The sequence below is a fragment of the Kribbella sp. WER1 genome, assembly GCF_054189145.1.
The window spans coordinates 3,074,636-3,094,450 of the sequence record NZ_CM135186.1; the positions used below are offsets into that span (position 1 = coordinate 3,074,636).

The window sequence follows — 19,815 nt, forward strand, 5'->3', positions numbered from 1 at the left end:
ACTGATAACATGTCAACCGACGAGGGGAGAACACGTGAGTCCCAAGGTGCGGCTGACCGCGAAGGAACGCGGCGACGAGGTCCTGCAGGCGGCGGTACGGGCGTTCGCCGCGTCCGGGTACGAGGGCACCAAGACCGACGAGATCGCGCGCCTGGCCGGCGTCTCACAGCCCTACGTGATCCGCCTGTTCGGCACCAAGCAGCAGCTGTTCCTGGCCGCCGTCCGCAGCGTGTGCGAGCGGATCGAGCAGATCTTCCGCGAGGCCGCCGCCGAGTCCCCCGAGCTGATCGCACTCGGCAAGAACTACGAGCGCCTGCTGGCCGAACGCGAGCTGCTGCTGGTCCTCCTGCACGGCTTCTCCGCCAGCGGCGACCCGGTGATCGGCGACTGCGTCCGCGAACGGTTCGGCAGCATCTACCTGCTGATCCGCGAGCTCACCGGCGCCACCCCGCAACAGGCCCGCGAGTTCCTGTCCGCCGGCATGCTGATGACCGTCATGTCCGCGATGCAGGTCCTCGGCCCGAACGCGATCCCGCTGCCCTGGGCCGCCGAGATCGGGAAGACGTTCGGCTAGTCGCGGTTCAGCTTCTGGCCGGCCGTCAGCCAGATGGTGACGGCGGTGAGAGCGATCGCGGCAGATGTGACGGCGAGCGAGCCGGGGACGTTCGCGTGATGGACCAGCGCGGCGGCTCCGGCGATCAGCCCGGTCAGCAGCGTGGCTGTTGCTGCGGGCAACCACCAGCGCTGGAGCGCGGCCCGGTGCACGCGGGCGTACGACGGGAGCTGGGCCGCGAAGGACGTCGCCAGGTGCAGGATCACCAGGGCCGCTGCGGTGAGGATCAGGCCCCCCGTGATCGTGGACGGCGCACGCATGATCCAGCCGAGCGCGATCACCAGCATGAACACCAGCGCAGCCACCGAGTCCGGGAGCACGACGGCCGCCAGCAGCAGCGGTACGCCGACGTACGGGACGAGGTCGAGCTGATCCCACGGCTGCACCGCCGACACGACAAGCGCGATCGCGCCGGTCACCGCGATCACCAGGCGGGCGAGCAGCACCGTACGACCGGAGGAGCGGAGCTGCGCCAGCCAGAGCGTGATCTTCTCGTCGGCGCTCATGAGCGGATCCTCGGTGCCGCGGACAGGCGGGCGGCGTCGCGCAGTACCTCGTCGAGTGTCCCGGAGCCCTGCCAGGGCACGGTCGGTACGCCGAGGTCGCTGAGCCGGTCGAGGTCGCGCCGGCGTTCGAGCAGGCGCAGCCGCCACGCGAGCGGCCAGGACCGTGCGTCGTGGACGTCGACGTCGATGATCGACGCGACGTCCGGCGGCAGCGTGTCGATCGCGATCACGGTGCAGCCGGAGTGCACGAGCGTGACGATGTAGCCGAGCATCGTCTGGCGCAGCAGCGGGCTGAGCACCAGGACCAGGCTGTCGGAGCGGACCCGGTTCCGCCGGGCGAGTTGCTCCTCATCCTGCTGGCGGCCGCGCCGGTCCGCGTGCACGAGGGTGTCGAGGATCCGGCGCAGGTGCCCGCGACCGCTGCCGGACCGGACGCCGCGGAACAGGCTGCCGGTGTCGATCAGCCGGACGCGGTCGCCGTTGCGCAGGTAGTGCTCGGCGATCGCCGCGGCCGCCCGGACCGCGGTGTCGAGGCTCGACGAGCGGCCGTCGATGCCTTCGCTGATACCGATCTCGCCGCCGGTGTCGACCATGATCACGACCTCGGTGTCGCGGTCGGACCAGGTCGACGTGACGTGCAGTTCCTGCGTCCGCGCCGACACCGCCCAGTTGATCCGGCGCAACCGGTCACCGGTCCGGAACGGCCGGACGCCGGCCAGCTCCGTCCCCTCACCCGGCCGCCGCGACCGGTGCAGCCCGACCAGCCCAGCCGGCCGCGGTACGGCGTCCACCGCCTCGAAGCCCTCGCGCAACGGCAGCGTCGTCACCGCCTGCTGCTCGGCCGACGTCACCTGGACCCGGTACGCCCCGATCGCCGACGTCACCGTCACCGTTGGCCGCTCCAACGACCGCAACCCCCAGCGCTTCGACCGGACGCCGACCTCCAGCGTCACCTCACCGTCCGCGACAGGTTCCGCGATCGCGGCCTGCGGCGGGTCGTACTGGAACCACAACGTCCGCGGCAACGCCGCCACGATCAGGTCGATGTCCGGGTCCACGTCGCCGGGCACCCGCAGCCGGTACGTCGTACCCTGCCCCTCGAACAGCACGTCCGCGTCCAGCTCGGTGTGTACGTCGGGGTGCGTGTGCGGTCGGAAGTACCGCCCCCAGACCGCGAGGAACGCGATCGGCAACCCGAACACCGCCGCATCCGGCCGGCGCAACAACACCGCGACCCCGAGCAGCACCGCGGCGACACAAACGGCCCGGATCTGCGCGTGGGTAGGGCGCCACCTCATCGCGCGACCGCGACAGTGGGCGGCGCGGGCACCGACCCCAGCACGGTGCGTACGACGGTCGCGCCGGTCACCTCGTGCAGCCAGAGCTCCGGACGGACGGTGATCCGGTGCGCCAGCGCGGCCACGGCGACCGCCTTCACGTCCTCGGGTACGACGTAGTCCCGGCCCTGGATCACCGCGTACGCCCGCGCCGTCAGCAGCAACGCCAGCGAACCACGCGGCGACGCCCCGACCAGCACCTGCGAGTCGCGACGCGTCGCGGTCGCGAGGTCAACGCAGTACTGGCCGACAGTGTCGTCGACCGTCACGGTCTCGACGGCACGTTGCGCGGCGAGCAGCCCGGCCGCGTCGGTCACCGCGTCGACGGACTGGTCCTCGCGGCGACGGCTCATCCGCCGGCGCAGTACCTCCCACTCCTCGGCCGGGCTCGGATACCCGAAGCCGATCCGGAGCATGAACCGGTCGAGCTGCGCCTCGGGCAGCGGGTACGTGCCCTCGTACTCCACCGGGTTCGCGGTCGCGAGCACGTGGAACGGCGTCGGCAGCGGGAACGTCTGGCCCTCGACCGTGACCTGGTGCTCCTGCATCGACTCCAGCAGCGCGGCCTGCGTCTTCGGCGGCGTCCGGTTGATCTCGTCGGCGAGCAGCAGCCCGGTGAAGATCGGGCCCGGCCGGAAGACGAACTCGGACTCCTTCTGGTCGTACACGAACGCGCCCGTCACGTCCGACGGCAGCAGGTCCGGCGTGAACTGCACCCGCCGGAACTCCAGCCCGAGCGCCTGCGCGAACGACCGCGCGGCCAGCGTTTTCGCGAGGCCCGGGTAGTCCTCCAGCAGCACGTGCCCGCCGGCCAGGATGCCGGCCAGCACCAGCTCGAGCGCCTCGCCCTTCCCGACGACGGCCTGACCGACCCGCTCCAGCACCTGCCGGCTCAGCCCGGAAACCTCTGCGAGCGTCAGCTCCTCAGTCACTATCCCTCACAGGTTCTCGATGGTGTGGATCGCGCTCTCGATCTCGTCGAGGGACGCGGTGCGCTTGTCGTCGCCGGTGATCAGCGACCAGAGCTTGTCGCCGGTGAGCTCGCGGGCCTTGTCCGGCTCGCGGTCGGGATCGATGCCGTGCCGGTGCACCAGGCGGTCGGTGGCCAGCTCCAGCAACAGCGGGCGGATCCGGCGGGCGAACGTCTGCGAGCCTTCACCGGCGCGGCGTTCACGGCTCGACTCCTGCAGCCAGGTCGCGAGGAACTGGGTCCGGTTGTCGCTGTTGCGGATCCTGAGCGCGGCCAGCCGGTCGTCGTGCCGGCCGGGCCAGTTGGTCTCCAATACCTCCGGCATCAGCAGCCGGATCGCGAGCGATACCAGCCCGGCGCCGAGCGCGGCCACCACGAACCAGAGCGGTCGCGGCGCCATCCCGGCGGCGCCGAAGATCCCCACCAGCACGAGGCTGGCGAGGACGGCAATGCCGAGGTGCTGGATCAGCATCTTGTTCGGCAGCCGCCGCTTCTTCACCTCGGGCGGCGGACCCTTCTCCTCCAGCGCAGACCAGCGGTACGTCATGGGGCGACCTCGACGTGGGCGAGTTCTTCGCGGAGCCGGAGCAGGGCTGCCCGGGCGGTCGCGCGGGCCTCCTCGGTCGAGCCGTGGGTGGAGTACCGCGCCTCCCGGTACAACTGCCCGAGCCGGACCAGCTCAGGCTCGGAGATCCCGCCGACGCCGAGCACCCGGACGGTGAACTCGGCCGGCGTCTCGGACGGCTCGCGCGCAACACCCGCGGACGCGGCCGCCTCCTCGAGCGCGACCCAGCACGCGATCACCGCGTCGCTCGCCGTACCGGTGTCGATCTGCGCGAGCCCGGTGTCGACGGCCTCGGCCAGCCGCTCGGCCTTGACCCGCTCCCAGTTGTCGTCCGCGGGCTCCACCTTCGGCAGCCGGATCCGGCGGACGACCCGGATGATCACGAGCAGGACGGCGACCAGCACCGCCGCGATGATCAGGTACACGATCGCCTGCCACAGTCCGAGCAACCAGCCGGGCGTCTCGTGCTGCGGCAGCATGCGCGGCGACGGCGTGCCCTGGGACGGCGGCGTCTGGGTGACGATCCGGGTCGGCAGCGGCCGCGGACTCGCCTTCAGCGTGCTGTCGCTGACCGGCCGCACCGGCCCACTCGCCGACGCGAGCACGACGAACCCCGCCACCACGATCCCCACGAACACCACGACAGCCGCCGCGAGCGCACCCCTACGCTGCGTCTGCATCTGGGCAGGTTACCCCCTCAGAAGCCCGTGTCGAGGAACGGAAGACGAGATGTGGAAAACGCTTCCGAGGTTACGGCGAGGGTGCCTGGGGTGTGTTCGGTGACCAGGCCCGCATGGCCGAGTCGTGCGAGTGACGGGCGGCCGAGGTAGACCGCGCCCAGGTCGCGGACGTCGAGAGTGAGGTCGGCGTCCCGCTGGACCTGCTCGCAGGCGGCGCCGTCGGTACCGCCGGTCAAGTGCCAGTGGCCGGCGTTCCACGGCAGGAACTCGTCGACGACGTCGATCACCACGTCGATGTCCCGCGCGTACGTCCGACCGGCCAGCGCGCGGCCGACGTCCACCGGGCGGACCCACAGTCCGTCCCGGGTGACCGCGCCCGGCGCCCGCGGATCGAGCAGCAGGTCCAGCAGCGGGTCGTCGGACGCGAGCATCTCGCAGTGCGTCTGGCTGAGCAGGTCCGGCTCGAGCAGGTATCGCCAGAGCGCGGCGTGCGACGCGAGATCCACCGCATGCACCCGCTGTACGTCGACGTACCCCTTGTCGGCGCGCTTCGTCCGGTAGTGCGCGAAGCCGGTGAGCTCGCCGTCCCGTTCCGCGACGACGCACCGGATCTTGGACGCGTTCGCGATGTCGCTGACCACGGTCGCGCTGATCGTGTACTGCTGCCAGTTCTCGTTGTGCTGGAACATCCCGGGCCGCTCGAGCGCGAGCCGGTTCCGCAGCTCCGCGCAGCGCGCGAGGCTCTCGGCGGCCTCGACGTACCGGATCCGTACGTCGTCGATGCCGGCCACCGGGCGCAGTCCCCGGGACGCCTTCGGTACGACGATCTCCTGGTGGTCCGAGGCCAGCCCGTACCCGAACCGTGGGTAGATCACCGGCTCGCTCGCGGTCAGCGCCGCCAGCGGCTCACCCGCCTCGTACACATCCTTCAATTGGGCACGCATCAGGTCCCGCAGGATCCCGCGCCGCCGGTGCGTCGGCCGGACGCCGACCATCGTCACGCCCGCGGCCGGCAACTGCCCGCCCGGCACCGCCAGCGGGAGCGAGAACGTGCCGGTGTGCCCGACCAGCTGACCGTCCGCACGCGCGACGATGCTCCGCTCGCGCTCCCAGATCCGCCGCTCGGATTCGTACTGCTCGTCGGTCCACGGCGCCGAGAACGCCATGTCCAGCAGCTCCAGCAACTCGCCCCACTCGCCCGCGAAGGGCCCGATCTCGATCGCCATGGTCCTTGCCTACCAGAAGATCGCGGCCCGCCGCCTCTGGTTTCAGGACACGCCGTACCGATGGACTGATGAAAACCGTTTTCATATAATGTGCGCATGACCGCCCGAGCGAAAACTCCGTTGTCCTTGTTGGTGGGGCTTTCCGCGACCCTGCGGGAGCCTGTCCTGGAGGCGATGACCGACGCGACCACAGTGGTCGTCGAGGTGGACCAGGACGAACTCCCCGGTCGCGGCGTGCTGTCCTGGCGGGTGCGCGACTCGTCCGGGCCGATCGACGCGGGCGAGTTCACAGTCGGCGACGACTGCGGCGCGTGCCAGCTGATCGAGTCGCTGGTGCCGCTGCTGGAGACACTCGTCGACCGCGCGCACTGGGACCACATCGTGCTCTCGGCGCCGCCCGCGATGGAGGCCCGGCCGCTGGTCAGCACGCTCGTCGCGGTGCTGCCCGAGATCGTCGTCGACACGGTGACCTGCGTCGTCGACGCCGTACTGCTGGTCGCGCAGCTGTCCGGTGACGAACTGCTCGCCGAGCGCGGCCTCGCCCTCGGGTTGCCGGACCGGCGCAACGTCGCGGAGCTGACCGCCCGCCAGATCGAGTACGCCGACGTGTGCGTATTGGCGAACGCGCATCGCAGTACGGCGCCCGAGCGGCTGGAGCACCTGCTCGAGCACCTGAACCCGCGGACCGCCGTGGTGCCGGCGGGCGTGTCCGGCGTACCGGACGGTCAGGTCGCGCGGACCGGGCGGTTCGACTTCGAGGCGGCCGAGGCGTGGGCCGGCGAGCTGGCGACGTCGGACCGGGTGCAGCCGAGCGACGACGGCGTGACGACGGTGCTGTGGCGGTCGACCCGGCCGCTGCATCCGGCCCGGCTGAACGACGCGCTCGAGGACATCGTCAACGGCGTCGTCCGCAGCCGCGGCGTGGTCTGGCTGGCGAACCGCCCGACGCAGCGGGTGCGCTGGGAGTCCGCGGGCTACAGCGCGTCGCTCGGGATGCTGGGCGAATGGTCGGACACCGAGCACCTGGCCGAATGCACGGTGGTCGCGACCGGCATGGGCCTGGATCCGGCACGGCTGCAGGCGATCCTGGACGCCTGCCTGCTGACCGAGTCGGAGCTCACGAGCCTCGACTGGGACAACCTGGAGGATCCGTTCGCCGGGGTCTTCTAGCCGAGTAGCGGGAGACGCTTGGCGTGCGGGCCGAGCATGTCGTGGTCGGCCTCGTCCAGCGGCACCCGCCCGGTCGCCTTCAGCACGTACGTCGTGGTGTCCCACGCGATCACGTCCCACGCGTCCGGGCCGAACAGCCCGTCCAGCGTTCGCGCGGTGACCTGCAGCGCCTCGGGATCCGGCTCCGGGGCGGCCGGCAGGCCCACGGTCAGGTCGAGGTGGTGAACCGTTGCCTCGAGCACCAAGGTGGCGACGAAGTCGGAGGCGCGCAGCACATGCCCCTGGGTCTCGATCCGGTGGCCCTTCGTCGCCAGCCCCATCGCGGCCGCCCGGACCGCCGCCTCGGACACCTCGCGCCAGTGCTGCACCAGCATCGCGGGTCTCCGGTACGCCGACGCGACGGTCCGCACGAAGCTCGTGTCGCCCTGCGCCGGGACGTCGGCCCAGTAGCTGACGAAGTCCCGGTCCGGCTCCACCACGGCCGGGCTGGCGAACGCGGTCAGCGCCCGCTCCGCGTCGTACAGCAGATGGACCAGCAACGGCGCGACGGGCATCCCCGGGCAGCGGGTCTCGCGCGCGAAGTCCGCGTCGCTCAACCCCTGCACCGTCTCGGTCAGCCGCCCGTACGCCCGCCCCAACGTCGCCGCCAGTCCCAGCGGCAACGCGCCACGCTCGGGTGCCCTCATCCCGGCCCTCCTCGATGTGCTCTCTCCGAACTTAACCCGAGAGCACGCCGAGGTGTTCCGGCCCTGTCCCACTCACCAACCTGCGCAGGCAGCCGATCGCCGCGACCGGCGGAGCGTGAACCGCGCGGGCGACAGCTGGTTGGTGAATGTTGGCGGACCGCCAGGCCATCACAATTGCGGCTTCGCCGCGGCCGTGAGCGAGAAGGGGCCCGAGTTCGGTGGATTGTGATGGTGTGGAGATCCGCCTGCTACGACCGGGCCGTGTCCAGGTGTGCGGCGGCGATCGCCTCAAGGTGGCTCAGGTCGGAGGCGACCGTCGCGAACGTGTACCCCTGGGCCAGGCGCTGCTTGGCCGACTCGCCGTCGAAGGTGTGGATGCCCGCCGCCACGCCTGCCTCGCGTGCGGTCCGCGCGATCACCGCGAGCGCCTCCTCGAACGGCTCGTCCACCTCGGGATCGCCCGGGAACCGCGCGCCCAGCGCGAGGCTGAGGTCCGACGGCCCGACGTACACGCCGTCCAGACCGGGCGTCGCGCAGATCTCCGCGACGTTCCGCAGCCCCGCCGGCGTCTCGATCATCGCCAGTACGACGGTCGCCGCGTTGCTCTCGGCCGGCACCGGCCCGATCCGCAGCGCCGCCCGCATCGGCCCGAACGACCGCGCCCCGACCGGCGGGTACTTCGCCGCCCGCACCGCCCGCGCCACGTCCTCGGTACCGTCGACCAGCGGCACGATCACGCCCGCCGCCCCGGCGTCCAGCGCCCGCCCGATCGGCGTCGGGGCGTTCGCCTCCACCCGGACCAGCCCGACCGACGGCCGCGGCCCGATCGACGACCCCGCGTCGATCGCGAGCAGCCCGTTCACCAGCCCCTGGTACCCGATCAGCCCGTGCTGCCCGTCCAGCACCACGTAGTCGTACCCGAGCCGCCCGATCCGCTCGGCAGCGGCCGGCGAGTCCAGCGTGACCCAGTACCCCACGAGCTGCTCACGAGCCCGGACCCTCGACGCGAAATCGTTTGCATTCATGGATCGGACACTATCTACACCGGCGGTACGCCGTGCCTGCGGTGCGAGAACGTCCGGTCCTTGGACTGCGCCGCGGCCAGCCGGGCGATCAGGTCGGCGCGCAGGTTCTCCGGCTCGACGATCGCGTCGATCACCAGGTCCGCGGCCAGCCGCAGGATGTCGATGTCGGTCTCGTACTCCTCACGGAGCTTCGCGACGTACTCGACCCGCTCGCCCTCGTCGGCGATGTCCTGGATCTTGTTGTAGTACACGGCGTTGATCGCCGCCTCCGGACCCATCACCGCGATCTTCGCGGTCGGCAGCGCGACGCAGGCGTCGGGCGAGAAGCCGGGACCGCACATCGCGTACAGCCCGGCGCCGTACGCCTTCCGGACGATCACCGACACCGTCGGCACGGTCGCCTCGGACACCGCGGTGATCATCTTCGCGCCGTGCCGGATGATCCCGGCCCGCTCCACCTCGCTGCCGATCATGAAGCCCGGCACGTCGCACAGGTACACCAGCGGCACGTTGAACGCGTCGCACAACCAGATGAACCGCGCGGCCTTGTCGGCGGAGTCGACGAACAGTACGCCGCCCTTCACCGCCGGCTGGTTCGCGACGATCCCGACCACCTGCCCCGCGAGCAGTCCGAACCCGACCACCAGCTCCGGCGCGTACGCCGGCTTGATCTCGAAGAACGTGTCCGCGTCCAGCACCGCGTCGATCACGTCGTGGATGTCGAACCCGACGCTCTCCTCGGCCGGCACCAGGTCGCGGGTGAAGTCCCGGCCGGCCTCCGAGGCGTCGTACGACGGCGGCCGCGACCGCCACGAGCCCGGCAGGTACGCGAAGTACTGCTTGGCGAGCTCGATCGCCTCGGTGTCGTCGGACGCGAGCAGGTCGCCGCAGCCGGACACGCTGGTGTGCATCCGGGCGCCGCCCATCTCCTCCAGCGTGACCTTCTCGCCGACCACCATCTCGGCCATCCGCGGCGACCCGAGATACATCGAGGCGTTGCCGTCAACCATGATCACGATGTCGCAGAACGCCGGGATGTACGCGCCGCCGGCCGCCGACGGGCCGAACAGGCAGCAGATCTGCGGGACCTTGCCGGACAGGGCGACCTGGTTGTGAAAGATCCGCCCGGCGCCGCGGCGGCCCGGGAACAGCTCGACCTGGTCGGTGATCCGGGCCCCGGCCGAGTCGATCAGCCAGAAGATCGGCAGCTCGTCGCGCAGCGCCACCTCGGTGACCCGGACGATCTTCTCGACCGTCCGGGCGCCCCACGATCCGGCCTTCACGGTCGGGTCGTTCGCGACCAGCAGCGCGGGGCGGCCGTCGACGAGCGCGCGGCCGGTGACCACGCCGTCCGCGGGCAGGCCCGGGTTCAGCGCGTTCGCCAGCTGCGCGTCCTCGACGAAACTGCCCTCGTCGACGAGCAGCGCGATCCGGTCGCGGACGTACAACTTGTTCTGCGACTTCAGTTTCGCCGCGGCCTTCTCCGGCGGTTCCAGAGTCGCCTCGCGGGCGACCTTGACCTCGGTCCAGTGATCGTGGGTCATGCAGTCATCATTCCACCGGTAGCCCGAGGGACCGGGCGATCAACATCCGCTGTACTTCCGACGTACCCTCGCCGATCTCCAGGATCTTCGCGTCGCGGTAGAAGCGGGTGACCGGGTACTCCTCCATGAAGCCGTAGCCGCCGAACACCTGGGTCGCGATCCGGGTCGCTGTCACCGCCGACTCGGTCGCGTACAGCTTCGCGACCGCGGCGGCCTGCTTGAACTCCTGCATCGGGGCCCCGGCGTCCTTCAGCGCGGCCGCCCGGTATACGAGCAGCTCCGCGGCGTCGGCCATCACCTTGAGGTCGGCGATCTGGAACGCGACCCCCTGCTTGCGGCCGATCGGTACGCCGAACGTCTGCCGCTCACCGGCGTACTGCGTGGACATCTCCAGGCAGGCCCGGATGCAGCCGAGCGCGACCGCGCCGATCGCCACCCGCCCGTCGTCGAGCGTCGCGAGGAACTGGCCGAACCCCTTGCCGCGCTGCCCGAGCAGGTTCGCCTCGGGAACCCGGCAGTTCACGAACGACAGCGGGTGCGTGTCGGACGCGTGCCAGCCGAGCTTGTCGTACGCCGCCTCGGCGCTGAATCCCGGCGTACCGGACGGCACGATGATCGTGGAGATCTCCGGCTTCCCGTCCGCGCGCTCACCGGTGCGGGCGGTGACCGTCACGACGCTGGTGATGCTCGAGCCGGAGTTCGTGATGAACTGCTTCGAGCCGTCGATCACCCACTCGCCGTTGTCGAGTACGGCGCGGGTCTTGGTGGCGCCGGCGTCCGACCCCGACTCCGGCTCGGTCAGCCCGAAGCCGGCCAGCTTGCGGCCCGCGACCAGGTCGGGCAGCCAGGTGGCCTTCTGCTCGTCGGTCCCGAACGTCAGGATCGGGTTGATCCCGAGCCCGACCGCCGCCTCCAGCGTGATCCCCATCGACTGGTCGACCCGCGAGATCTCCTCGATCGCGACACACAGACTGGTGAAGTCCCCACCGGCCCCGCCGAACTCCTCGGGCGCCGTCAGCCCGAACAGCCCGAGCTGCCCCATCTTGTGCACCACCTCGACCGGGAAGTAGTGCTTGCGGTCCCACTCCGCGGCGTTCGGCGCGATCTCCGCCTCCGCGAAGTCGCGAACGCTACGCCGGAACTCCTGATGCTCCGCGGACAACTCGTACATGAGGCACTCCTTCGTGCTTGACGCTTACGTAAACGTAAAGCAAGCTGAGCGACATGCACAATAGCCACGTGCAGACCTGGTCGATCGCGGAGCTGGCCGCCGAGTACGACGTCACCCTGCGCACGATCCGCTTCTACGAGGACCGCGGCCTGCTCACCCCCGAACGCCGCGGTACCACCCGCGTCTACCACCCCCGCGACCGCATCCGGCTGGCCCTGATCCTGCGCGGCAAACGCCTCGGCTTCTCCCTCGACGAGATCGCCAAGATCGTCGACATGTACGACGCCGAACCCGGCGAGGAAGGCCAACTCGTCTACCTCCTCGACCAGATCACCCACCGCCGCCGAGAACTCGAACAACGCCGCCGCGACATCGAGGAAACCCTCCAAGACCTGGCCGAAGTAGAAGCCCGCTGCCACACCGACCTCACCACCCTCCGCAACCGCAGGGCGTGACCTACCGCTCGAGCCGCACCAACCCGACATGCTCGGCCTCGGCCCGAGAGCAGTCGAACGCACCGCGCTCGACGACGCTTTCTGACGGTTGCGAGCGCCAGTCGCGATACGCCGTGCCGTCACCGGAGATCGCCGACCGGACCCAGGGCCGCCGGGTGCACGCCGCGCCGACGAAAGAGTAGATGGTGTTGTCCCAGCTGTCCGCGAGGCGGTTCATTCGGAGCCGGTCGAAGGTGCGGGCGTCGGCCGCGATCTCACCGAGTTCGGCGAACGTCCGATCCAGCTCCAGCGCCCAGGCTCTCAACAGCCTGTTCAGAGGGGGTCAGCTCCCCTGGGACAGACGCCGGCGCCAGTCGAGCGGACCCACCTGGATGCGCTGCTGCGAGGACCCGTTCCAGGTCACCGGGAGGGCGTGGGCCCGCAGTACGTCGGTCACCTGGCGGCCGACGGCGGTGACGCGGTCGTTCCACTGGGGTTCGGGGGCGTCGAAGGCGCCGTACGCGAGGAACAGTTGCGCGCCGTCCTCGGCGAGGCGTTCGCCGTCCTGCGAGTGGAAGAAGACGTAACCGACGGACGGGCGGTCGGACGGACGCTCGTCGAAGATCTCCGTCGATCCGCAGGTCTGGCAGCAGGTGAAGTTCATCCGCGCGACGATCCCGGCGGCGTCCAGTTCGGCGAACGCCGCCGCGACGTTGTCCGCATCGGTCCGCGCCGGCCAGCTCTCCTGCGCGGCGAGCCGTACCCGCCACAACTCGTCGACGAGTTGCTCGACCTGGCGGTCCGTCAGCAGTTCCTCGTCCTCGACGTACTCCGTCGCCGCCTCGACCACCTCGGCGCGATTCAGGAAGCCGGGCAGGATCCAGGCCAGGATCTGCTCCCTGACCCCCTCGAGCCCGTCCGGATCGTCCGTCGCCCGCCGCAAGTCCTCAGAGATCCCCACGCGCGCAGACTAGCTCTCCAGGATCTCTTTAGCGCGGTCCAGTGCGGCTACTTCGGAGATCATGGATTGCTGGACGGGTTTGGTCATCAGGAGTTTCTTGAGGCCGGTGAGTTCGGCGGTGAGTCTGAAGGTGACCTCGGTGCCTTCGTCGATCGGGGCGAAGCGGTAGTCGCCGGTGGGGCGTACGGGGCCGGCGGTGACCTCGAAGGCGAGGTGGGTGTCGGGTTCGTACGCCGTGACGCGGTAGTCGGCCGCGACCGGGCGGCCGGCGGGGCCGGCGATGCGTTGGTGGTAGGTGGCGCCGGGGCCGAGGGGGCCGTTGCGGGTGATCTCCTGGACGGCGGGGCGCCATTGGGGGTCGTTCTCGCCGTCGGCGAAGTACGCGAAGACGGCGGCTGGTGGCCGGTTGATCCGGACCGTGTGGACTGCCTCAGGCATCGTCCCCGCCCTAGGTGTTCTTGCGCCGCCCGAAGAGCCAGTACGCCGCGGGCGCGGCACCGACCGAGTTGAACACGGTGAGGACCAGCGCCCAGAGCGGCTTCGGTCCTCGCACCTGAGCCGCGGGCCGGCGCGCGAGGTCGGCGAGCGCGACGGCCTTCAGCACCGTCTCAGCCACCGCACCGAACACGATCAGCCGCTGCTTTCCAGGGCTCAGCTCATCCCACTTCTTTCTCCCGTTCACCCCTCCACGATGCTCCCCCGGCACCCGACAAGCAAGCACCGTACGGCGGCTCGGCAACTTCTGCGTACCGTCGTAGGGCGAGCGCGGCCAGCCGCCGGTCGGGCCCCAGCGGCGCCGTCACCGGGCGGTCGCCGGCGTGCCGGCGGACGAGGTCGTAGAAGAACCCGGGCGCCAGCAGGTACGTCGCGACCGCGACCCGGCCGGTGGTCCGCGCCAGCACCGTCGAGAGGTGACCGCGGGACACGTACCCGACCGTGACGGGGCGGTCGATGCGGTGGGCAAGGAGTTTCGCGGTCAGCTCGCAGTCGTCCCGCGCTCGGGGATCGGAGGAGCCGGCAGCCGCGAGAACAACCTGGTCGATCCGCGACAGGTCCCCCAGCCGGTCCGCGAGTACGTCGACCAGCACCGGATCGGGTCCCAGCGCACCGGCCGCGCGGACCTGTCGCGGGTAGCGCCGGGCCTCCGCCGCGACGTCGACGTACACGTGGTAACCGGAGCTGAGCAGCAGCGGTACGACGACCGCGTCCTGAGCGTCGGCCACCACTCGCCGTACGAGCGACGGCAACTCCGGCACCACCAGATCGACGAACCCCAACGAGATCGCCAACTCCGGCCGCAACCGCCCCATCCCCCGCACAATCTCACGCACGACCGCAAGCCCAGCAGGATCAGCCGTCCCATGCGCAACCACCACAAGATCAGGCGTCATCTGGGGAGGCCTGCTGGCTCGACGGCGAGGCGGTAGCCGCGGCGGACCACCGTGCGGATGAGTTCGGGGCGGCCGACCGCCGTGCGGAGGCGGTTGACGGTCACCTCGACGGCGTGGACGTCCTCGGCGCCGGGCAGGACCGCCAGCAGCTCCGGCCGCGACACCACGTCCCCGCCGGCCGCGACCAACGCAGCGAGCACGGCCCGCGGACCGGGCCCCAGCGGCAGTACGACGCCGTCCAGCACAGCCGCCCCGCCGCGGATCACCAGCTGGCCGAACTCCGTCTCGATCGACCGCGCGTTGTCGTCCGTGAGCCGATCCGTCACGATCCGGATCAACGCCCCCAGCCGGAACCGATCCGGCACCAACGGCTCCAGCCCGAGCGCCACGAACGGCCCGGCCGTCACCGGCCCAACGCACGCGTTCAGCACCCTCCCGGTCCGCAACGACGCCACCAACTCGTCGTACTGCCCGTTCAACGCCGCCGCATCAAGCATCGCCTGCGCCCCGGGCGCCGACGTATGCACAACCGCATCAACAGTCCCCCCACAAACCTGCGAGATCATCCGCTCGACCATCACCGGATCCGGCGCCGGCCCCCACCGATAGACCTCCAGCCCACGCACCGAAGCCCCGGCCGCCCGCAGCGCATCCTGCAACGCCGGATCCGACAACCCATGCAGCTGTACGACGATCTTCCGCCCGCCGACGCCCTGCTCCCGCAACCAGTCGACGACCTCCGCCGTCGTCTCCGACCGCGCCGACCAGTGCTCGACCAACCCGGCCGCCCGGATCGCCCCGCGCGCCTTCGGCCCTCGCGCGAGGATCCGCGCCTGCTCCAACGTCCCGAGCAGCTCCGCCGCCAGGCCGGCCGTGTCGGCCGCCTCGATCCACCCGCGGAACCCGACGGCCGTGGTCACCACCACATCGTCCGGCGGGTTCGCGATCACCCGCCGGGTCGCCTCGAGCAGCGCGTGATCGTCCGCGACCGGCACGATCTGCAGCGTCGGCGCGTGCACCACCTTGGCCCCGCGCCGCTCGAACGACGCGATCAGGTCCTCCGCGCGCCGGTGCGCGGTGACCGCGATCGTGCAGCCGCTGAGCGGCCCGGTCCTAGTCGTCACCCGAACCCACCAGCACCTGACCGTCGCGAACCGTCACCGGATACACCGGCAACGACACCTCCGGATCGTCCAGACACGCGCCGGTCCGCAGATCGAAGACCTGCTTGAACATCGGCGACGCCACCGTCGGTACGTCGCCGCGGCTGCCGACGATGCCCCGCGACATCACGTTCGCCCCGCTGTACGGATCCTGGTTGCCGATGGCAAATACCTCCCCGTCGTGGGTGCGGAACAGCGCGATCTGTACGTCGCCGAGCAAGGCGGCAACGCCCCGCTCCGGCAACAGTACGTCGAAAGCGCAGACGTTCACCGGCGTACCTCCAATCGTGGACCGGCCAGTAGCACCGGTTCCAGCTGCCCGCGTTCGGCCGGGGTGGCCGGGCGCGGCTGGTTGCGTTCGACGACGTACCGCAGGTCGGCGTCGGGCTGGTCCGGCGCGTTCACGAACGACACGAACCGGGCGAGCTTGTCCGGGTCGTCCAGCGTCGCGCGCCACTCGTCGACGTACGAGCCGACGTGCCGCGCCATCGCGGCGTCCAGGTCGGCGGCGATGCCGAGGCTGTCGTGCAGTACGACGTCCCGCACCTGGTCGAGGCCGATCTCGCGCATCCACACCGACGTCCGCTGCAACCGGTCGCCGGTCCGGATGTAGTACATGAGGAACCGGTCCACGGTCCGGAACAGCTCCTCGTCGGTCAGGTCGGAGGCGAGCAGTTCCGCGTGCCGCGGCGTCATCCCGCCGTTGCCGCCGACGTACAGGTTCCAGCCCTTCTCGGTCGCGATCACGCCGACGTCCTTGCCGCGGGCCTCGGCGCATTCGCGGGCGCAGCCGGAGACGCCGAGCTTGAGCTTGTGCGGCGAGCGCAGCCCGCGGTACCGCAGTTCCAGCGCGATCGCCATCCCGACCGAGTCCTGGACGCCGTACCGGCACCAGGTGGACCCGACGCACGACTTCACGGTCCGCAGCGCCTTGCCGTACGCGTGCCCGGACTCGAAGCCGGCGTCGACCAGCCGTCGCCAGATCGCCGGCAACTGCTCGATCCGGGCGCCGAACAGGTCGACGCGCTGCCCGCCGGTGATCTTCGTGTACAGCCCGAAGTCGCGCGCCACCTCGCCGATCGTGATCAGCCCCTCCGGCGTGATCTCGCCGCCGGGGATCCGGGGGACGACGGAGTACGTGCCGTCCTTCTGCATGTTCGCCATCACGTGGTCGTTGGTGTCCTGCAGCGTCGCGCGCTCGCCGTCGAGGACGTGCCCGGCCGGGTCGATGCTGGCCAGGATCGACGCGACCACCGGCTTGCAGATGTCGCAGCCGCGCCCGGTGCCGTGCCGTTCGACGATCTCACTGAACGTGCGCAGTTCGGTCACCCGGACCGCGTCGAACAGCTCGGCGCGGGACAGCGCGAAGTGTTCGCAGAGCGCCTTGCTGACCTCGACGCCGGCCTTGGTGAGCTCGGTGTTCAGCAGGTTCTTGACGATCGGCAGGCAGGAGCCGCAGCTCGTACCGGCCTTGGTCTTCCCGCAGACGGACTTGATGTCGGTACAGCCCTCGTCCTTCACCGCGCACCGGATCGTGCCCGCGGACACGTTGTTGCACGAGCAGACCGGGGCGTCGTCGGGCAGTTCGAGCTGGACCGGCCCGGCGCCTTCAGGGAGCAGGAAAGCGGCCGGATCGGCGCCGAGTTCACGGCCGACCATCGGGCGGAGTCCGGAGTACGCCGACGCGTCGCCGACCAGGATGCCGCCGAGCAGCGTACGGGCGTCGTCGGACAGCACGAGCTTCTTGTACACGCCGGCCACCGGGTCGGCGTACACGATGTCGAGCGCGCCGTCGGTCGTACCGAAGGCGTCGCCGAAGCTCGCGACGTCGACGCCGAGCAGCTTCAGCTTGGTCGAGGTGTCCGCGCCCGGGAACGTTGCCTCGCCACCCAAGAGGCGGTCGGCAACGATCTCGGCCATCGTGTAGCCGGGGGCAACCAGTCCCCAGACCCGGCCGTTGATGCAGGCAACTTCCCCGATCGCCCAGACGCCCGGGACCGACGTACGGCAGGCGTCGTCGACCACGACGCCGCCCCGTTCGCCGATCGCCAGCCCGGCGGCGCGTCCCAGCTCGTCGCGCGGACGGACACCGGTCGCGAACACGACCACGTCGGCCGGCAGATCAGGGCCGTCGGCAACTACCATCGCGCGGGCCGCGCCTTGCGAGGTGAGTTTCACCCGCTGGCAAGCGGTCTCGGTGCGTACGTCGACGTCGAGACCCTCGATCAACCGGGACAGCGCCGCGCCGCCACCCTCGTCCACCTGCAACGGCATCAGCCGCGGCGCGAACTCGACCACCTTCGTCGCGGCCCCCAGCGCCCGGAGCGCACCGGCCGCCTCCAGCCCGAGCAGACCACCACCGACAACCACGCCGCTGACCTGACGGCCCTCGCTCTTCAACCGCTCCACGTACACGCGCAGAGCCGCCACGTCGTCCACCGTCCGGTAGACGAAACAGCCCTGGGCGTCGTTGTTCTTGACCGGCGGCACGAACGCGGACGAACCGGTCGCCAGGACGAGTTCGTCGTACGTCACCTGCTCGCCGCGGGCGGTCGTCACGGTCTTCGCGGTGGTGTCGATCGCGGTGATCGTGACGCCCTTGCGGAGGTTCACGGCCGGGTCGTCCCACAGGTCGGGGTCGCCGAGCGACAGGTCCTGCGGGTCGCGGCCGGAAAAGTAGCTGGTGAGCGCGACCCGGTCGTACGGGAGCCGCGGCTCCTCGGCGTACACGGTGATCCGGTACTCGACGTCCTGGTCGCGCTGCCGGAGCGCCTCGACCAGGCGGTGGGCGACCATGCCCCCGCCGACCACCACCACGTGCTTGGCCTTCTTCAGCTCTGCCATCGTCGCCCTCCTGCTCGGGACGGGTTCGGTCTCGCCGCGCCGGAAGCGGTCGAGCAGTTCACCGACGGCGCCGGTGCAACTCCCACACCCGGTCGTCGCCCGCGTAGTAGCGGCAATGCCGGCCACACTGTCGGCACCCCCACGCCAGGCCGCCTCGATCGCGACCCTGGTAACGCCGTTACACCTGCACACGGTCGCCACCCTCTTCTTAGGCCCTTCATTGGCCCCACCAAGCAACCCGTCCGCCACGACAGGCGTCCCACGATCCGCCAACAACACCAACTCCGCCGCAACCTCCGGTGCCCCCACCACGACGGCAGCCCGCACAACCCCGCCCCGCAGCACGGCCCGCACATACCGCCCCTCATCCTCCAGCCGAACAACCTCACCAACCGCGCCCCGATCCCCCATCACCAACACATCCAGCCCACCAGCAGTAACCCGCAAAACCTCCACGCCATGAGCTGCCGCTGACGCGGAACCAGCCGCCCGGAGCCCTCCCAGACCAACCACTGGCGCGTCCCCCGGACCAATCGGCGGAGCGTCCACCGGACCAACCGTCAGAGCGTCCACCGGAGCGTCCGTCGGACCAGCCACCGGAGCAGCCGCTGGAACAGCCGCCGAGCCGCCCGACGCGGCCGCACCCGCCGCATGAGCGGTCGCTGGGTGAGCGGTCGCTGGGTGATGAGCTGCCGCATGAGGAGCTGCACCGTGAGCGGCTGCAGCCTGGAGCTGGCTTGCCAGCAGCTCTGCGTGCTCCCATGCGGACGCAACCGTTCCCGTCACCCCGCGCGGAAGCTCGGCGCAGTCGCCAATGGCGTAGACATTCGGATCGCTGGTGGAGAACGTGTCGTCCACGACGATGCCGGCGTGGACGGTCAGCCCGGTGGCCAGCTCGGTCCGCGGCGTAACCCCGCAGGCAACCACGAGCAGTTCACCGTAGACCTGGCGACCGCTCTGCAGGTGCAGGGCGTGAAACCGTCCGTTCTTCAGCTCGGTCCGCGCGAGCTGCGTGTTGAGCAGAACCTCGACGCCGAGCCGACGTACGGCGCGCGTGACACGCCGACCAGCCGACGGGCGGATCGTCTTGTGGAGCAGGGTTTCGCCGTCGTGGACCAGCGTGACCGCCACACCACGCTCCCGCAGCGCGCACGCCGTTTCAACCCCCAACACCCCGCCGCCCACCACAACAGCCCGCCGCGCCACACCCGCCGCCGCAACCACCGCCCGCGCATCCTCAACGGACCGCAGCGCCAACCCACCCTCAACCCCATCCGGTACCACCGGCGCCGCGCCAGTCGCAAACACCAACCGGTCGTACGGATACTCGCGCCCGTCTCCACCGACGACAACCCGCCGTACCCGATCCACCCCCACCGCACTCACACGCGCTTCATTGCCAACAGCAACCTCCACCCGACCGGCAACGAACTCCGTCAACCGCGACCGGTTGTACGACGGCTCGTCCCCCAGCACAGTCACGTCGTACGACGGCAACAACTCGGCCAGCCGCCGCCCCGCCATCCCGC

At 70.7% G+C, this 19,815-nt stretch carries 21 protein-coding genes; 3 read left to right on the top strand and 18 right to left on the bottom strand.

The window, feature by feature from the left end:
• The first annotated feature begins 34 nt into the window (after positions 1–34).
• Entirely contained in the window at positions 35–574 is a 540-nt protein-coding gene (locus tag ACXJJ3_RS14970; RefSeq protein WP_458170642.1) for a TetR/AcrR family transcriptional regulator, read from the top strand.
• Here ACXJJ3_RS14970 and ACXJJ3_RS14975 read toward each other — a convergent pair.
• The 6 genes from ACXJJ3_RS14975 to ACXJJ3_RS15000 are packed head-to-tail and all read right to left on the bottom strand — an operon-like array spanning position 571 to position 5,897.
• Positions 571–1,119 (bottom strand): hypothetical protein, encoded by a 549-nt coding sequence (locus tag ACXJJ3_RS14975; protein WP_458170643.1) that lies wholly within the window; start codon positions 1,117–1,119, stop codon positions 571–573. The genes ACXJJ3_RS14970 and ACXJJ3_RS14975 overlap by 4 nt on opposite strands.
• Complete coding sequence (locus ACXJJ3_RS14980) at positions 1,116–2,417, bottom strand: DUF58 domain-containing protein (protein WP_458170644.1); 1,302 nt, start codon at positions 2,415–2,417, stop codon at positions 1,116–1,118. The genes ACXJJ3_RS14975 and ACXJJ3_RS14980 overlap by 4 nt, the downstream gene beginning before the upstream one ends.
• On the bottom strand, positions 2,414–3,388 hold the full coding sequence (locus tag ACXJJ3_RS14985; protein WP_458170645.1) for an AAA family ATPase: 975 nt from the start codon (positions 3,386–3,388) through the stop codon (positions 2,414–2,416). Before ACXJJ3_RS14985 ends, ACXJJ3_RS14980 begins: the two co-directional genes overlap by 4 nt.
• 6 nt (positions 3,389–3,394) lie before the next feature.
• Positions 3,395–3,973: a hypothetical protein gene (locus tag ACXJJ3_RS14990; RefSeq protein ID WP_458170646.1), complete on the bottom strand. Its 579-nt coding sequence runs from the start codon at positions 3,971–3,973 to the stop codon at positions 3,395–3,397.
• The gene (locus tag ACXJJ3_RS14995; protein ID WP_458170647.1) at positions 3,970–4,671 is read right to left on the bottom strand and encodes a DUF4129 domain-containing protein; all 702 of its coding nucleotides are present in this window, start codon (positions 4,669–4,671) and stop codon (positions 3,970–3,972) included. The genes ACXJJ3_RS14990 and ACXJJ3_RS14995 overlap by 4 nt, the downstream gene beginning before the upstream one ends.
• A 17-nt stretch (positions 4,672–4,688) precedes the next feature.
• Positions 4,689–5,897, bottom strand: a complete 1,209-nt coding sequence (locus ACXJJ3_RS15000) for a GNAT family N-acetyltransferase (RefSeq protein WP_458170648.1) — start codon at positions 5,895–5,897, stop codon at positions 4,689–4,691.
• A gap of 96 nt (positions 5,898–5,993) precedes the next feature.
• Here ACXJJ3_RS15000 and ACXJJ3_RS15005 point away from each other — a divergent pair, with 96 nt between their 5' ends.
• On the top strand, positions 5,994–7,067 hold the full coding sequence (locus ACXJJ3_RS15005) for a CobW family GTP-binding protein (protein WP_458170649.1): 1,074 nt from the start codon (positions 5,994–5,996) through the stop codon (positions 7,065–7,067).
• Here ACXJJ3_RS15005 and ACXJJ3_RS15010 read toward each other — a convergent pair.
• The 4 genes from ACXJJ3_RS15010 to ACXJJ3_RS15025 all read right to left on the bottom strand — a co-directional run bounded on the left by ACXJJ3_RS15010 (position 7,064) and on the right by ACXJJ3_RS15025 (position 11,493).
• On the bottom strand, positions 7,064–7,753 hold the full coding sequence (locus tag ACXJJ3_RS15010) for a maleylpyruvate isomerase N-terminal domain-containing protein (protein ID WP_458170650.1): 690 nt from the start codon (positions 7,751–7,753) through the stop codon (positions 7,064–7,066). The genes ACXJJ3_RS15005 and ACXJJ3_RS15010 overlap by 4 nt on opposite strands.
• 248 nt (positions 7,754–8,001) lie before the next feature.
• On the bottom strand, positions 8,002–8,778 hold the full coding sequence (locus ACXJJ3_RS15015) for an HpcH/HpaI aldolase family protein (protein ID WP_458170651.1): 777 nt from the start codon (positions 8,776–8,778) through the stop codon (positions 8,002–8,004).
• Between the two features lie 14 nt (positions 8,779–8,792).
• Positions 8,793–10,322 carry an acyl-CoA carboxylase subunit beta gene (locus ACXJJ3_RS15020; RefSeq protein WP_458170652.1) on the bottom strand — a complete coding sequence of 510 codons (1,530 nt, stop codon included), beginning with the start codon at positions 10,320–10,322 and terminating at the stop codon, positions 8,793–8,795.
• 7 nt (positions 10,323–10,329) lie between these two features.
• Entirely contained in the window at positions 10,330–11,493 is a 1,164-nt protein-coding gene (locus ACXJJ3_RS15025) for an acyl-CoA dehydrogenase family protein (RefSeq protein ID WP_458170653.1), read from the bottom strand.
• A gap of 53 nt (positions 11,494–11,546) precedes the next feature.
• Here ACXJJ3_RS15025 and ACXJJ3_RS15030 point away from each other — a divergent pair, with 53 nt between their 5' ends.
• Positions 11,547–11,948 (top strand): MerR family transcriptional regulator, encoded by a 402-nt coding sequence (locus tag ACXJJ3_RS15030; RefSeq protein ID WP_458170654.1) that lies wholly within the window; start codon positions 11,547–11,549, stop codon positions 11,946–11,948.
• Between the two features lies 1 nt (position 11,949).
• Here ACXJJ3_RS15030 and ACXJJ3_RS15035 read toward each other — a convergent pair whose 3' ends face one another.
• From ACXJJ3_RS15035 to nirB, 8 genes are read right to left on the bottom strand one after another with little or no spacing between them, the layout of a single operon-like run.
• Complete coding sequence (locus tag ACXJJ3_RS15035; RefSeq protein ID WP_458170655.1) at positions 11,950–12,252, bottom strand: hypothetical protein; 303 nt, start codon at positions 12,250–12,252, stop codon at positions 11,950–11,952.
• A gap of 18 nt (positions 12,253–12,270) precedes the next feature.
• Complete coding sequence (locus ACXJJ3_RS15040) at positions 12,271–12,888, bottom strand: DUF6891 domain-containing protein (RefSeq protein ID WP_458170656.1); 618 nt, start codon at positions 12,886–12,888, stop codon at positions 12,271–12,273.
• 9 nt (positions 12,889–12,897) lie between these two features.
• Complete coding sequence (locus ACXJJ3_RS15045) at positions 12,898–13,326, bottom strand: SRPBCC family protein (RefSeq protein WP_458170657.1); 429 nt, start codon at positions 13,324–13,326, stop codon at positions 12,898–12,900.
• Positions 13,327–13,336: 10 nt separating this feature from the next.
• Positions 13,337–13,570, bottom strand: coding sequence for a hypothetical protein (locus ACXJJ3_RS15050; RefSeq protein ID WP_458170658.1), 234 nt, complete (start codon positions 13,568–13,570; stop codon positions 13,337–13,339).
• Complete coding sequence (locus ACXJJ3_RS15055; RefSeq protein ID WP_458170659.1) at positions 13,545–14,279, bottom strand: sirohydrochlorin chelatase; 735 nt, start codon at positions 14,277–14,279, stop codon at positions 13,545–13,547. The genes ACXJJ3_RS15050 and ACXJJ3_RS15055 overlap by 26 nt, the downstream gene beginning before the upstream one ends.
• Positions 14,276–15,403 carry a uroporphyrinogen-III synthase gene (locus ACXJJ3_RS15060; RefSeq protein WP_458170660.1) on the bottom strand — a complete coding sequence of 376 codons (1,128 nt, stop codon included), beginning with the start codon at positions 15,401–15,403 and terminating at the stop codon, positions 14,276–14,278. Before ACXJJ3_RS15060 ends, ACXJJ3_RS15055 begins: the two co-directional genes overlap by 4 nt.
• Entirely contained in the window at positions 15,393–15,713 is a 321-nt protein-coding gene (nirD, locus tag ACXJJ3_RS15065; protein WP_458170661.1) for a nitrite reductase small subunit NirD, read from the bottom strand. The genes ACXJJ3_RS15060 and nirD overlap by 11 nt, the downstream gene beginning before the upstream one ends.
• Complete coding sequence (gene nirB, locus ACXJJ3_RS15070) at positions 15,710–19,810, bottom strand: nitrite reductase large subunit NirB (protein ID WP_458171894.1); 4,101 nt, start codon at positions 19,808–19,810, stop codon at positions 15,710–15,712. The genes nirD and nirB overlap by 4 nt, the downstream gene beginning before the upstream one ends.
• Positions 19,811–19,815: the final 5 nt, after the last annotated feature.